This window comes from Comamonas odontotermitis (assembly GCF_014207855.1).
GTDB lineage: Bacteria > Pseudomonadota > Gammaproteobacteria > Burkholderiales > Burkholderiaceae_C > Comamonas > Comamonas odontotermitis_A.
In genome coordinates, this window is record NZ_JACHKZ010000022.1 from 16,208 (window position 1) to 30,038 (window position 13,831).

The window sequence follows — 13,831 nt, forward strand, 5'->3', positions numbered from 1 at the left end:
GACGTGCGCTGCCACTACCAGCCTGCGCTGCATCGCGGCATCATAAAAACCCCAATATGGATTCACGCCACTTTGCCCACAATGCAAAGCTCGCGCGGGCTTTCCGCAGACGGCAATAACGATCATTCGGTAAGACCGAGGAGACAAATCATGCAGATGAAAAAACTGGCTTGGGGCGTGGGGTTGGCCGTGGGCTTGATGGCGGGCAATATTGCCAGCGCTCAGACCACGATGCGTATCAGCATTTCGGTGGCGCAGAATTCGCACCAGGGCGTGGCCATCGACACCTTCGCCAAGGAAGTGGAAAAACGCACTGGTGGCCGCTACAAGGTGCAGACCTTCTACAGCGGCGCACTGGGCGGAGAGCGCGAATCGATCGAAGCCGTGCAACTGGGCACGCAGGAGCTGGCCTTCAGCTCCAGCGGGCCCGTGCCGAACTTCGTGCCCGAGACCAAGATCCTCGACGTGCCCTTTCTCTTCCGCGACAAGGCCCATGCCCGTGCCGTGCTCGATGGCCCCATCGGCCAGGAGCTGCTGGGCAAGTTCGATTCCAAAGGCTTCAAGGCCTTGGCCTGGGCAGAGAACGGCTTTCGCCACATGACCAACTCCAAGCGCGCCATCAACAGCCCCGACGACACCAAGGGCCTGAAGATGCGCACCATGGAAAATCCGGTGCACATCCAGGCCTACAAGGCCCTGGGCATCATCACCACGCCCATGGCTTTCCCGGAAGTATTTACCGCGCTGCAGCAAGGCACCGTGGACGGCCAGGAAAACCCCCTGCCGGTGATCACCTCGGCCAAGTTCGACCAGGTGCAAAAGCACCTGTCGCTCACCGGCCATGTGTACTCGCCCTGCATCCTGGTGATGAACAAGGGCGCCTACGACAAGCTGAGCGCCGACGACAAGAAGGCCTTTGTGGAGGCGGCCCAGGAAGCGACCAAGGCCAACCGAGCCCGTGTGGACCAGGATGATGCCAATGGCGTGGCAGAACTGCGAAGCAAGGGCATGCAGGTGATCGAGAACGTGGACAAGGCCAAGTTTGTGGCTGCGCTCACCAAGACGAATGCAGATTTTGAGAAGCAATTTGGCAAGGCCAACCTCGACCGCATCCGCGACTACAAGTAAGCACGGGGCAGGCACCCGCTGGACTGGCCTGTGGCCCGGCGGTGCCCCCAACCAATTACTCTCATTTCGATAGCTGCTTGCGCTTCACGGATAAGCGCAAACAGCTGTTTTTATTAAAACTGGAGGAGAGAGCGGGCGCGCTGCCCATGCAGGCCTGCGCTTTCGGACACCATGAAAAATGCATTTCTGACCCTGGAGCGATGGACATCGGGCTTTGCGATGGCGGTCGCCTGCCTGATGCTCGCCATTGCATCCACATTGGGCGTGTTCCAGATCCTGACCCGTTTCGTGCTGGAAGAGCCCGCCGAGTGGACCGAGGTGTTGATCCGCTTCAGCCTCATATGGATGGTGTTCCTGGCCATTCCCATGGCGTTTCGCCAGGGCGCCATGGTGAGCGTTGACGTTTTGCGCCGCTGGAGCCCGCGCGCCTTTGGCCGAGTGCTGGACTGGCTGGTGTGCATTGCCACGCTGGCACTTCTGGCCGTGATCATCTGGTGGGGCTGGGACTATGCCCGGCGCGGCAGCGTGCAGACCATGGCCGGGCTCGAATCGCTGTCCATGTTCTGGGCCTATGTGGCCATGCCGATCGGCGGCGTGTTTGCCGTGATTGGCGTCATCGGCAATCTGATCGATCCCAAGAATACCGAACTGGAGAACGCGCAATGACCGCCGTGATGCTTTCCACGATGGTGCTGTGCTTTGCGCTCACCGTCTCCGTCGCCGTATCGATTGGCCTGGCCTCGATCTTCGGCATTCAGGCCAGCAACGCCAACATGCTCATCTCGGTCAAGGAGATGTTCGGCGCCATCAACAAATTCCCGCTGGCCGCCATCCCCTTTTTCATTCTGGCTGGCAACCTGATGGAGACCGGCGGCATCTCACGCCGGCTGGTGGAGTTTGCCAAGAGCATTGTTGGCGGCGTGCAGGGCGGCCTGCCCATGACCTGCGTGCTGACCTGCATGATCTTTGCCGCCGTCTCGGGCTCCTCGGTCGCCACCACGTTTGCCATTGGCGCCATCCTGATCCCGGCCCTCATCAAGCATGGCTACCCCAGAAACTATGCCGCAGCACTGCAGGCAACCAGCGCAGAGCTGGGTGTGATCATCCCGCCATCGATTCCAATGATTCTGTACGGGGTGAGCGCCGAAGTCTCGATTGGTGAACTGTTCATCGCCGGCTTCGGCCCAGGCCTGCTCATCAGCGCCGCGCTGATGGTTTTTGTCTGGGCCTATTGCAAATACAAGGGTTGGGGCAAGAACGACGGCGAAGGACGCCTGGGCTTTGGCAAGGCCACGCTGCAGGCCGGATGGGCACTCTTGATGCCGGTCATCATTCTGGGCGGCATCTATGGCGGCGTGTTTACGCCGACCGAGGCATCCGCCGTCGCAGTGTTCTACGCGCTGGTTGTCGGCATGCTGATCTACCGTGAAATCAGAATCAAGGATCTGTACGCCATCTTCCGCAAATCGGCCATCTCGTCGGCCATCATCATGTTCATCATTGCCAACGCCGGGCTGTTTGCCTTCCTGATCACCCGCGCTGGCGTTCCCGAAGCCATCGGCCACTGGCTGGAACAGATGCTGCAAAGCCCCGCCATGTTCCTGCTGGGGGTGAACACCGCCCTCTTCATCATCGGCATGTTCATCGAAACCAGCGCAGCCATCATCGTGCTGGCACCCATCCTGGCGCCCGTTGCCCAGCACTTTGGCATCGACCCGGTGCACTTCGGCCTGATCATGGTGGTGAACCTGGCGCTGGGCATGATCACCCCGCCCTTTGGCGTCAACCTGTTTGCGGCCTGCACCGTCGCCAAAATCTCGCTCGACCAGATCATCAAATACCTGCTGCCCTTTGTGGCCGTGATCCTGCTGTGCCTGATGGTCATCACCTATGTGCCTGGCATCTCATTGGGTCTGCGCGATCTGGTGTACCGCTGAGATTGGCATTACTCCAACAGAAAGCCGCGTCTAGGACGCGGCTTTTTTCATGTTTGCCTTCTGCTCTCCGGCACAGATTGTCAAAAAATCTTTCCAAAAAAGTATGAATTTGTGTCAACGGCTACGGCACCTCATTTCATAAATATAATTTTTAAACATCGGATTTCCATTTTCGTTTGTTTTTAACTATACATAGAGAGGAATGGATGACAGCCAGTCTTGCATACCGCTGCGGAACGCTTGCCACTTTACGCTCGCAATGGGCGGCCCTGGGCCTGCTAGCCTCAGCAAGCGTGTTTGCGCCCGCCGCGCATGCCGCCAATGTCGATCTGGTCACCAATATTGAACCGGTCACCTCGAACATTCCGGCACAGACCTTTGTGCCCTACCGGCTCAACGTCAGTTTCTCCAATATCAACGGCACGGCCACCAATGCCCGGGCGAGCATCGAGCTGCCCGCCAATGTCACATCCGTTATGCTGACAGCAGCCAGTGGCAATGCGGCCAGCTGCCCTGCGGCATCGGCCTTCAGCCCTGTTCCCACAGACAACACGGCAGGAGGCGAAACCATGAGCGCCACCCTCCCCCTGATGCAGAACAGGCAGCAATGCAATTACGTGCTCAGCGTCACACCCACCAAGGCGGATTCCGCCTATCTGATGCGGTCATCGATGGCTGCAGGCAGCGGAGATACCGAAACCACGCCTTCCACCAATACCAGTGAAAATCCGTTTGCAGTGACGCAATCGGAAATCAAGCTTGCGGTCGACAAAAAGATCACTGCCGGTGCATCGCAGGATCCCAACGACGCGACGCATTGGATCGGCAACGCCTACAACGCCCCCGTTGAATTTACGGTCACCTATACCAACAAGTCTGCAACACCGGTCTCGCTGGGCGCCATTGCCAGCAAGTGGAGCGACTGGGAAGGCAGCTGGTCGCCACAGATCGTACCCAGCGGCTCCGATGGCGGCTTGACCAGTTGCGCCAGCAGCGTGGACGGCGCGGGCAGCGCCATCTGCAATGCGCTCAGCTTCTCCGGCGCTTCCTCGCAGGCGGGCACCAATGTCAATACCTTCCTCAATACCGACAGCACGGGCTTCGGCAAGGAGGTGATGCAGGCGGGCGAGAGCATTACCATCAAATACTGGCGCTCGTTCAAGGCGCCACTGTGCGGCAGCCCCGCGCTCGCCAACACGGCCACCTGGGCTGTCACGGCCGAAGACGTCCATCTGCAATGGGATGGATCCGGCAGCGACAGCAGCACCGTCTCGTTCTCTTTTCCCATCGCCCTCTCGACCCAAGGCAGGGATTGCACGGCCGTCAATCTGCATGAGAATGCAGAAAAGAAGCTGCTGTCTGTGCAGGACAAGGCAGGTGTCGCCAAGACCAGCAAGGTCATCGACCAGGACGGCGATGTGGCCATCTACGAACTGACCGTAGACCTGAGCCAGGACACCGCCCCCCCAGGCTCCAACCGGGACGGCATCGACTTCAACGTGTATGACACCGTGTTGCTGGCCAAGGGCCATATGCCAATGGCTGCCCCCGTCAACGCCTTGCAGCTGCAGATGGAGTGGATCAGTTGTGAGGACAGCAACGGCAACTGCATTCCTGCCAACAACCCCATCCAGCCATATCGGGCCTACTTCACACCATCGTTCAGCCAGAACGTGCATGTGAAATGGGGCTCCAAGGCTGTGATGCAGATCGCTCTTCGCTTTAAAATTGATAGCAATCTACAGTGCATGCATCACAACGATGCGCTGCAGAATCAGGCGGCTTTCAGCGTGGTGTCCGTGTCTACCGACGGCTACACCTTCGGCCCTTCCTACATCCAGTCACCCAGCAGCGCCAATCTGGCAGACACACAGATCGAAGTGCTGCCCAACGCACCCTATTGCGTCAACCTCACGAGCAACAAACGAGTGACGCCCATGGAAGTGCCCGACCTTGCTACGCCAGTCGTGTTTGATCTGCAGTTTGCCAACAACACTGCACCAGACGGCCCAAAGAGCATACGCCAGGCCATCGCCAAGGACACCTTGGGCCCTGATTTCAAGGCTACGGCCGCATCCTGCAGCGTGAGTGCCGGTAATGCCACCGTCCCTACCGGGTCACTGCTGGGCAGTATTGCCGTAGCGAACAACGAGTTGCAAATCCCCATCAGCAACATGGAGCGCGGTGCAATCGTCAACTGCACCATCACTGGCAACCTGTTGCGCTCCGGCTCGTTCAAGAATGTTGCCTCTGTCGCACTGCAGGGCTCACCAGCCAAGGCGCTGCTGAATGATGGTGTGACCGAAGTCACCGCGAAAGATTTGACGCCCGAAGACAATATCGCCACAGTCAATTACATGACTGCGGATGCAGTGAATCCCCCGGTTGAACCTCCGACACCGCCTGTGCCACCTACACCGCCAGCACCTCCCACACCACCTACCACGCCTGCTCCTGTACCGGCCAACGCGCTGTGGAGTGTGGCGGGGCTTGCCGTGGCCATTGCAGCACTGGCCCGACGAAGGCAGAAAATCCGCTGATGAAATGAAAACGCCCGGCTTGCCGGGCGTTTTTTATGCATGAGGCGTGCAGCTGAAGCGTCACAAATTTATGGGCACCGTCTGGGTATATGCCGCGTTTGCCGTTAAAATCGCCGCAGTCAGGAGAGAGTCTTCGCCCCAAGCGGGCAGCAAGGCCGCCGAAGGCGCAGGCTTCAATGCCGAACGCTCAGGCAAAAGGACTGGCACACGCTGATGCAGGCTTTTGCGCCGCCAGCGTCCCCGGCTGGAGAGAGATGGTGCCCAGACACCATCCACCGAAGGAGCAAGCCCCCCACGCCTCGAAGGTGCGGGGTGAATCTCTCAGGTAAAGCGGACAGCAGGGCAAACAGCATGCGGCTGGCAACAGCGGCATGGCATTGTTATTTGCCCTGGAGTTTTTTTCATGACCGCCACTGCTTCCGCCGCCCTGCTCACCACTCCATTGAATGCCCTGCATATTGAGCTGGGCGCCCGCATGGTGCCGTTTGCCGGTTATTCCATGCCCGTACAGTACCCCGATGGACTGATTGCGGAACACAAACATACCCGAGGCGCGGCAGGCCTCTTTGATGTTTCGCACATGGGTCAGTTGCGTCTGGTGGGCCCCGACGCGGCAGCAGCCTTTGAAAGCCTGATGCCCGTTGATGTGATCGATCTGGCTGTCGGCAAGCAGCGTTACGGCCTGCTGCTGAACGATGACGGCGGCATTCTGGACGACCTGATGTTCTTCCGCGTCTCGCAGGACGAGCTGTTTGTCATCGTCAATGGTGCCTGCAAGGTGGCCGATATTGCCCACATCCAGGCCCGTATCGGCAACCGCTGCAAGGTGGAACCCATGCCCAGCCACGGCCTGCTCGCTTTGCAAGGCCCACAGGCGGTGGCTGCCCTCTCGCGCCTGGCGCCAGGCGTTGAAAAACTGGTTTTCATGACGGGGGGCAACTTCGATGTGAAGGGCATCCCTTGCTTCATCACCCGCAGCGGCTATACCGGCGAAGACGGTTTTGAAATCTCCGTCGCAGGCGACCAGGCGCAAGCGCTGGCGCGCCTGCTGCTGGCCCAGCCCGAGGTCAAGCCGATCGGCCTGGGCGCCCGCAACTCGCTGCGCCTGGAAGCAGGCCTGTGCCTGTACGGCAGCGATCTGGACGTGACCACTACGCCCCCCGAAGCAGGCCTGAACTGGGCTATCCAGAAAGTTCGCCGCACTGGTGGCGCCCGCGCTGGAGGATTTCCCGGCACCGACAAGGTGCTCGCCCAGATCGACACCCCCGCCACCCTGCCCCGCAAGCGCGTTGGTCTGATTGCGCAAGAGCGCATTCCCGTGCGCGAGCAGGTGGAAATCTGCACGCCCGATGGCAAGGCCATCGGAGTCACCACCAGTGGCCTGCTCGGCCCCACCATCGACAAGCCCATTGCCATGGCCTATGTGGAGCCAGCTTTCGCAGCCATTGGCACCCGCCTGAACGCCATGGTGCGCGGCAAGCCGGTGCCTGTCGAGGTGGTGGCGATGCCTTTCGTGGCCCCCAACTATTTCCGCGGCTAAAGTAGCTGCTGGCGTGCGCTGTCGCGCGCCGTTCTGGACATCAGATTCACGCCTACCAACTGGAGTTTCCCTATGACGATCAAATTCTCCCGCGACCACGAATGGATCAACGCCGCTGACGCTGGCGCCGCTGTTGTTGGCATCACCGTGCACGCCCAGGACGCGCTGGGCGATGTGGTGTTTGTCGAGTTGCCCGAAGTGGGCGCCTCGTTCAACCAGGGCGATGTGGCCGGCGTGGTCGAATCCGTGAAGGCCGCCGCCGATGTGTACATGCCCGTGTCTGGCGAGATCGTGGAAGTGAACGAAGAGCTGCGCAACGACCCATCACTCGCCAACAGCGACCCGCTGGGTGCGGGCTGGTTCTTCAAGGTCAAGCTTGCCGACGCATCGCAGCTCGATGCCCTGCTGGACGAAACCGCCTACAACGACTTCGCGGCCAACTCGTAAGCCCGAGTCCCTGTGCATTGGCGGCATGCGCGCATGGCCGTCAATGCTTACTCACATATTCATAGCTGCTTCCGCCCGCCTATCCTGCGCTAGTGGCATTTTCAAGCACAAACACCTGGATTTCCCACCATGCTGATGTCCTCCAAAGAGCCCCTGGCCGCGCTGGAAAACGCCACCGAATTCATCCCTCGCCACATTGGCCCCGACACCAATGACCAGCAGACCCTGCTGGCAGTCATCGGCAAGCCGAGCCTGGATGCCTTGATCCGCGATGTGGTGCCAGCCTCCATCGCCCGCGCCAGACCCATGGATCTGCCTGCCCCCGTGACCGAATCGGCAGCGCTTGCCGAGCTCAAGGCCATTGCAGAAAAGAACCAGGTACTCAAGAGCTTCATCGGCCAAGGCTACTACGGCACCTTCACGCCCGGCGTGATTTTGCGAAACATCCTGGAAAACCCCGCCTGGTACACCGCTTATACGCCTTACCAGGCCGAAATCTCGCAGGGCCGCATGGAAGCGCTGGTCAATTTCCAGACCATGGTGTGCGACCTCACCGGCATGCCGATCGCCAACGCATCGATGCTCGACGAGGCCACCGCCGCAGCGGAAGCCATGACACTGGCCAAGCGCTCGGTCAAGTCCAAGAGCAACCGCATCGTGCTCGCAGGTGATGTGCACCCGCAGACCATCGAAGTCATCCACACCCGTGCCCAGCCGTTGGGCATTGAGGTGCTCGTGGCCAACAGCAAGAACGAATGGGAAGCTGCGATGGCGGGCGATTTCTTCGCTGCCGTGATCCAGTACCCCGCCTCCAGTGGCTGGATTGTCGACTGGAAGGCCGATGTGGACGCCATCCACGCCAAGCAGGCCGCTGCGATTGTGGCCACCGATCTGCTGGCGCTGACCCTGCTCACGCCACCCGGCGAATGGGGTGCCGATATCGTGGTGGGCAACAGCCAGCGCTTTGGCATGCCCATGGGCGCAGGTGGCCCGCACGCCGCCTTCATGGCCTGCCGCGACGACTACAAGCGCTCGCTGCCCGGTCGCCTCGTGGGCGTCAGCGTCGATGTGCATGGCAAACCCGCCTACCGCCTCGCGCTGCAAACGCGCGAGCAACATATCCGCCGCGAAAAGGCCACTTCCAACATCTGTACGGCGCAGGTGCTGCCGGCCGTCATCGCCAGCATGTATGCGGTCTACCACGGCCCGGCGGGCTTGAAGCGCATCGCCCAGCGCGTGGCGCGCTTCACGGCGATCCTGAGCCGCGGTCTGGCACAGCTGGGCTTCAGCGCCCACCACCATGACACCGCCTTTGACACGCTGTCGCTGCACACCAAGGGCGCCACGGATGCGATCATCGCCCGTGCCCTCGCCAAGGGTGCCAACCTGCGCAAGGCCTGGAACGAATACATCTGCATCAGCCTGGACGAAACCACGACGCGCGCCGATGTGGAACTGATCTGGAGCATCTTTGCCCAGGAAGGCGCTACCCTGCCCTCCATCGAAGCCATGGACCAGGGCGCTACCTCGCTGATCCCCCAGGAATTGCAGCGCACGAGCAGCTACCTGACGCACCCGGTCTTCAACGCCCACCACTCCGAAACCGCCATGCTGCGCTACGTCCGCAGCTTGAGCGACAAGGATCTGGCGCTGGACCGCAGCATGATTCCGCTGGGCTCGTGCACGATGAAGCTCAACGCCACCAGCGAGATGATCCCCATCACCTGGCCCGAGTTCGCCAACGTGCACCCCTTCGCGCCCGCCAACCAGCTGCAAGGCTATGCCGAGCTGGACGCGCAACTGCGCCAATGGCTGTGCCAGGCCACCGGCTATGCCGGTATCAGCCTGCAGCCCAATGCGGGCTCGCAAGGCGAATACGCCGGCTTGCTGGCCATCAAGGCTTACCACGCCTCCAAGGGCGAAGCGCACCGCAATATCTGCCTCATTCCCAGCAGCGCACACGGCACCAACCCTGCCAGCGCGCAAATGGTCGGCCTGCAGGTGGTCGTCACCAAGTGCGATGACAACGGCAACGTGGACATGGCAGACCTGAAACTGGCCTGCGAGAAGCACAGCGCCAATCTGGCCTGCATCATGATCACCTACCCTAGCACACACGGCGTGTTCGAGACCCAGGTGAAGGAGCTGTGCGAGCTGGTGCACAGCCATGGTGGCCGCGTCTATGTGGACGGCGCCAACATGAATGCCCAGGTGGGCCTGGCGGCTCCCGGAGAGTTCGGTGGCGACGTAAGCCACCTGAACCTGCACAAGACCTTCTGCATTCCACACGGCGGTGGCGGCCCCGGCGTCGGCCCGGTCTGTGTGGTGGAAGACCTGGTGCCCTTCCTGCCTGGTCACGCCACGGCGGGCGTTCCCGGCAAGGTGGGCGCCGTCAGCGCCGCGCCGCTGGGCAACGCTGCGGTCCTGCCCATCAGCTGGATGTACATCCGCATGATGGGCGAGCCGGGCCTGAAGCTGGCCACCGAGACCGCCATCCTCAACGCCAACTACATCAGCGCACGGCTCAAGGACCATTTCCCGACCTTGTACGCAGGCGAACACGGCCACGTGGCGCACGAGTGCATTCTGGATCTGCGCCACTTCAAGGAAACCTGCGGCGTAATGGCCGAAGACGTGGCCAAGCGCCTGATCGACTATGGCTTCCACGCGCCTACACTGTCGTTCCCCGTTCCCAACACCCTGATGGTGGAGCCGACCGAAAGCGAAAGCCTGCACGAGCTGGACCGTTTCATCAACGCGATGATCGCCATCCGCGGCGAAATCGCCCAGATCGAAGCGGGCCAGCTGCCACAGGACGACAACCCGCTCAAGAACGCCCCTCACACGGCCGAAGCCCTGCTGACTGCCGAGTGGAACCACAGCTACAGCCGCGAAGCCGCCGCCTACCCTGTGCCTCACCTGCGCCGCGCCAAGTACTGGAGCCCCGTGGGCCGGGTGGACAACGTCTACGGCGACCGCAACCTGTTCTGCAGCTGCGTGCCGCTGTCCGACTACGAGTCCTGATGGTTACAGTGGCTACAGCGCTCTTGCGCGCCAGCTACTAAGAACGGCTCACATGCCCTGTGGGCCGTTTTCTTTTATCGTTTTCAAAAAAGCCTTCAGCGCGCATCTGACAAGCACGACCAGCTATGGAAATCATAGTCATCATCCTGGGAGCGGCCCTCGCGGGCTTTGTGCAGGGCCTCTCCGGCTTTGGCTACAGCATGACCGCGATGGCCTTGTGGGCCTGGACGCTGGAGCCCACGCTTGCTGCCGCACTGGCCGTCTTTGGCGGACTTACCGGGCAGATTATCCAGGCCTTCAGCGTGCGGCGCGGCTTTGAATGGCGCATGCTATGGCCCTTTGTACTGGGCGGGCTGTGCGGACTGCCGCTTGGGCTGCGGCTCCTGCCGCTGCTGGATGCACAGCTGTTCAAGACCGTGCTGGGGGCGCTGCTCGTGGTTTTTTGCCCCCTGATGGCATTTGCACACCGGCTGCCGCGCATTGCCAGCTGGCGCTGCATGCAGGGGCCCATGCTGCGCATTGCCAACGGATTGGCGGGACTTGCGGGTGGCGCGATGGCGGCCCTGGGTGGGTTTTCAGGCGTCGTGCCCACATTGTGGTGCCAGTTGCTGGGCGTGGCGCGCGACCAGCAACGCCAGGTGATCCAGAACTTCAATCTCACCATGCTTGCCGTCACCTTTGCCAGCTATGTGGCAACAGGCTTTGTCACCCCAGGCATGCTGCCTCTGTTCGCCGTGGCGCTGCCCGCCATGCTGCTGCCATCCTTATGGGGCGGTCGGCTCTACCACCGCATCAGCGATGTGGCCTTCCGCCGTGTGGTGCTGGGGCTTCTGACCATGGCGGGCTTGGCCATGCTCGTGTCAACCATACAGCACCGTTAGCAGCAGATTGCTTTTACGCTGTCGTTGGTAGATCGCGGGCAGGCCGTTTGCGCTGCTATAGAGGCGGAGAAGCCCACCACTCCGCGGCTGCGCAGTGAATAAACACAAACTTCTTCAACAAATGTAAGCTTCCTCCTCAACCATTGAAACAAATAGAGACAAATTGGATAATAGCTGTTTATAGCCCCATACACTGTCCTTCATAGCCGCGATATTGCTGCGCCCGGATGTCCTCTCCCGCTGCACGTTCCTCTGTCACCTCCTTGCAGGAGCCCGCTGCCAAGCCAGACTCGGCCGCGCCGCATTCGGCCGCTCCGCGTTGGCGCGCACGCAGCCTGCGTACCTATCTGATCGTGATGATGCTTGCAGCGGCTTTGCCGGTATTGATTGCCAGCATCTATACCGTGCAGCACGTGGCCCGCTCATACCGCGACAACAGCTTGCGGCGCATGCTCGATACCACCAAGAATCTGGGTCATATCATCGAAAGCGATCTGGCCGGCCGCGCGGCCATGCTGGAGGCTTATGCGGCCAATGCGGAATCGGAGAACGCCGAGGCTCTGGCCAAGTGGCTGGTTCTCACCGGCATGGACTCGGACAGCATGCTCGTCGTCACCGCGCCCGGCAGTGACTCGCCACTCCTGGTGTCGGCCCATTCGCATATCAAAGGGTACGTGCCGCCCGGTCTGGTGCAGCAGGCCTTGAGCGGAAAAGCACCTGTTTTTTCACAACTGTTCTTTCACGACGACAAGCCGCGCATCGCCATTGCCGTGCGCATGAAAAAAACCGGTGGCAAGGTGCTGATGCTGACCACCACGCCCCAGCACCTGGTGAGCGCAGCGCAAGACACGAGTGATCAGGGTGCACTGATTGCGGTGACCGACGGCAATGGCCGCATGCTTGCGCGCTCAGTGCAGCCCGAGCGCTACATCGGCTCCCCCGTACCGGATTGGCAAAAACTCAAAGAGGTAGGTGCCACCAGCGGAACCTTCGAGGCCGAGCGTGCCGACAAGGGCAAGGTCGTATTCGCCTTCCATGAAATCAAGGGAACGCCCGGCTGGGTCATCGTTGCTGGCGAGTCTCTGGAAGCCTTCAATGCCCGCTGGCAAAAACCCATGCTCAATATTGCCCTCGTGGGCACGGTGGCGCTCATCGTGGCGATGCTGCTGAGCGCCTGGGTATCGCGCCAGTTGCTCAGGCCCATCCGCCAGTTGACGGATGCATCCCGTACGGGTTCGGCCTACGACACGCCCGGAGCCGATGAGCACCAGGTACTGATGGTCAAGGAGTACGAAACCCTGCGCCGCAGCCTTGCCAATGCACGCGCGCAACTTCAATCCGCGCTGGGCCGCCAGCGCCAGATCGCCCACGCGCTGTCTGTGAGCGAACAGCGCAGCCGCACCCTGGCACATGCAGGCGCCGCCGTTCTGTGGACGCTCGATGCACAGGGCCGCGCCACATCCATGGTCGGCTGGCAGGTGCTTGCAGGCATGCCCGACAGCACGGCCCTGGGCTTTGGCTGGCTGCGCCGCATTCACCCTGCAGATGTGGCAGACCTGCGCCGCCAGGCCGCCGATCTGCTTCCCAACAGCGAACATGCGCTGGATGTGGAGTTCCGGCTGCGCACCCATGACGGCCAATGGCGATGGATGCGCGCACGCGGCGCGGCCATTCTGGGTGCGGAGCAGCATGTACACGAATGGCTGGGCGTGCTCGAAGATGTAGACGACCGCAAGCGCGCCCAGGCAGCTGTTGCCTACCTTGCCCACCACGACCCGCTCACAGGCCTGCCCAATCGCAGCCTGCTGCAAAACCATATCAGCAGCGTCGGCAGCACCTGTGCATCCGGCGCCCTGCTCTACCTGGATCTGGACCGGTTCAAGCAGGTCAACGACACCCTGGGCCACGCCGCGGGCGACACGCTGCTGTGCTCCGTCGCCGAGCGCCTGCGTGGCCTGCTGCGCGACACCGATCTCGTGGTGCGACTGGGCGGCGATGAGTTCTGCATCGTACAGAAAGCCTCGTCTCCACAGGCAGCAGCCAGCCTCGCGCAGCGGGTGATCGATGTTCTGAGTGCGGATTACTTCATCGAGGGCCAACGGGTCAACATTGGCGCCTCGGTCGGCATCACCATGCACCTGGGCCAGACGCAGGCGCTCGATCCGGACCGCCTGCTGCGCGAAGCCGACATCGCCCTCTACGAAGCCAAGAAACAAGGCCGTGGGCGTTACGTGTTCTACACACAGGATCTGTCGGCATGAGGCCACTACAAACACCACCCGGCAACTGCGCCACCGGGCCGGAGAGCCGCCGCAATCGAGATGGCGTACACTT

General features: G+C 61.3%; 9 protein-coding genes and 2 riboswitches. All 9 genes read left to right on the forward strand.

The features are described 5' to 3' along the window. The first annotated feature begins 150 nt into the window (after positions 1–150). The 9 genes from HNP33_RS15435 to HNP33_RS15475 all read left to right on the forward strand — a co-directional run bounded on the left by HNP33_RS15435 (position 151) and on the right by HNP33_RS15475 (position 13,758). The gene (locus HNP33_RS15435) at positions 151–1,128 is read left to right on the forward strand and encodes a TRAP transporter substrate-binding protein (RefSeq protein ID WP_184710079.1); all 978 of its coding nucleotides are present in this window, start codon (positions 151–153) and stop codon (positions 1,126–1,128) included. A 171-nt stretch (positions 1,129–1,299) separates the two neighbouring features. Further along, positions 1,300–1,794 (forward strand): TRAP transporter small permease, encoded by a 495-nt coding sequence (locus tag HNP33_RS15440; protein ID WP_184710077.1) that lies wholly within the window; start codon positions 1,300–1,302, stop codon positions 1,792–1,794. Further along, complete coding sequence (locus HNP33_RS15445) at positions 1,791–3,065, forward strand: TRAP transporter large permease (RefSeq protein ID WP_184710075.1); 1,275 nt, start codon at positions 1,791–1,793, stop codon at positions 3,063–3,065. Before HNP33_RS15440 ends, HNP33_RS15445 begins: the two co-directional genes overlap by 4 nt. A 206-nt stretch (positions 3,066–3,271) precedes the next feature. Further along, positions 3,272–5,605, forward strand: coding sequence for a hypothetical protein (locus tag HNP33_RS15450; protein ID WP_184710073.1), 2,334 nt, complete (start codon positions 3,272–3,274; stop codon positions 5,603–5,605). Positions 5,606–5,715: 110 nt separating this feature from the next. Continuing rightward, a riboswitch (glycine riboswitch) is annotated at positions 5,716–5,818 on the forward strand. Positions 5,819–5,839: 21 nt separating this feature from the next. Next, a riboswitch (glycine riboswitch) is annotated at positions 5,840–5,953 on the forward strand. Between the two features lie 55 nt (positions 5,954–6,008). After that, positions 6,009–7,145 (forward strand): glycine cleavage system aminomethyltransferase GcvT, encoded by a 1,137-nt coding sequence (gcvT, locus tag HNP33_RS15455; RefSeq protein WP_184710071.1) that lies wholly within the window; start codon positions 6,009–6,011, stop codon positions 7,143–7,145. Positions 7,146–7,217: 72 nt separating this feature from the next. After that, complete coding sequence (gcvH, locus tag HNP33_RS15460) at positions 7,218–7,592, forward strand: glycine cleavage system protein GcvH (protein ID WP_184710070.1); 375 nt, start codon at positions 7,218–7,220, stop codon at positions 7,590–7,592. A 129-nt stretch (positions 7,593–7,721) separates the two neighbouring features. Further along, positions 7,722–10,616 (forward strand): aminomethyl-transferring glycine dehydrogenase, encoded by a 2,895-nt coding sequence (gene gcvP, locus HNP33_RS15465; protein ID WP_184710068.1) that lies wholly within the window; start codon positions 7,722–7,724, stop codon positions 10,614–10,616. Positions 10,617–10,741: 125 nt separating this feature from the next. Beyond that, entirely contained in the window at positions 10,742–11,497 is a 756-nt protein-coding gene (locus tag HNP33_RS15470; protein ID WP_184710066.1) for a sulfite exporter TauE/SafE family protein, read from the forward strand. Positions 11,498–11,724: 227 nt separating this feature from the next. Beyond that, a complete protein-coding gene (locus HNP33_RS15475; RefSeq protein ID WP_184710064.1) occupies positions 11,725–13,758 on the forward strand; it encodes a diguanylate cyclase domain-containing protein in 2,034 nt (677 codons plus the stop codon). Positions 13,759–13,831 lie beyond the last annotated feature (73 nt).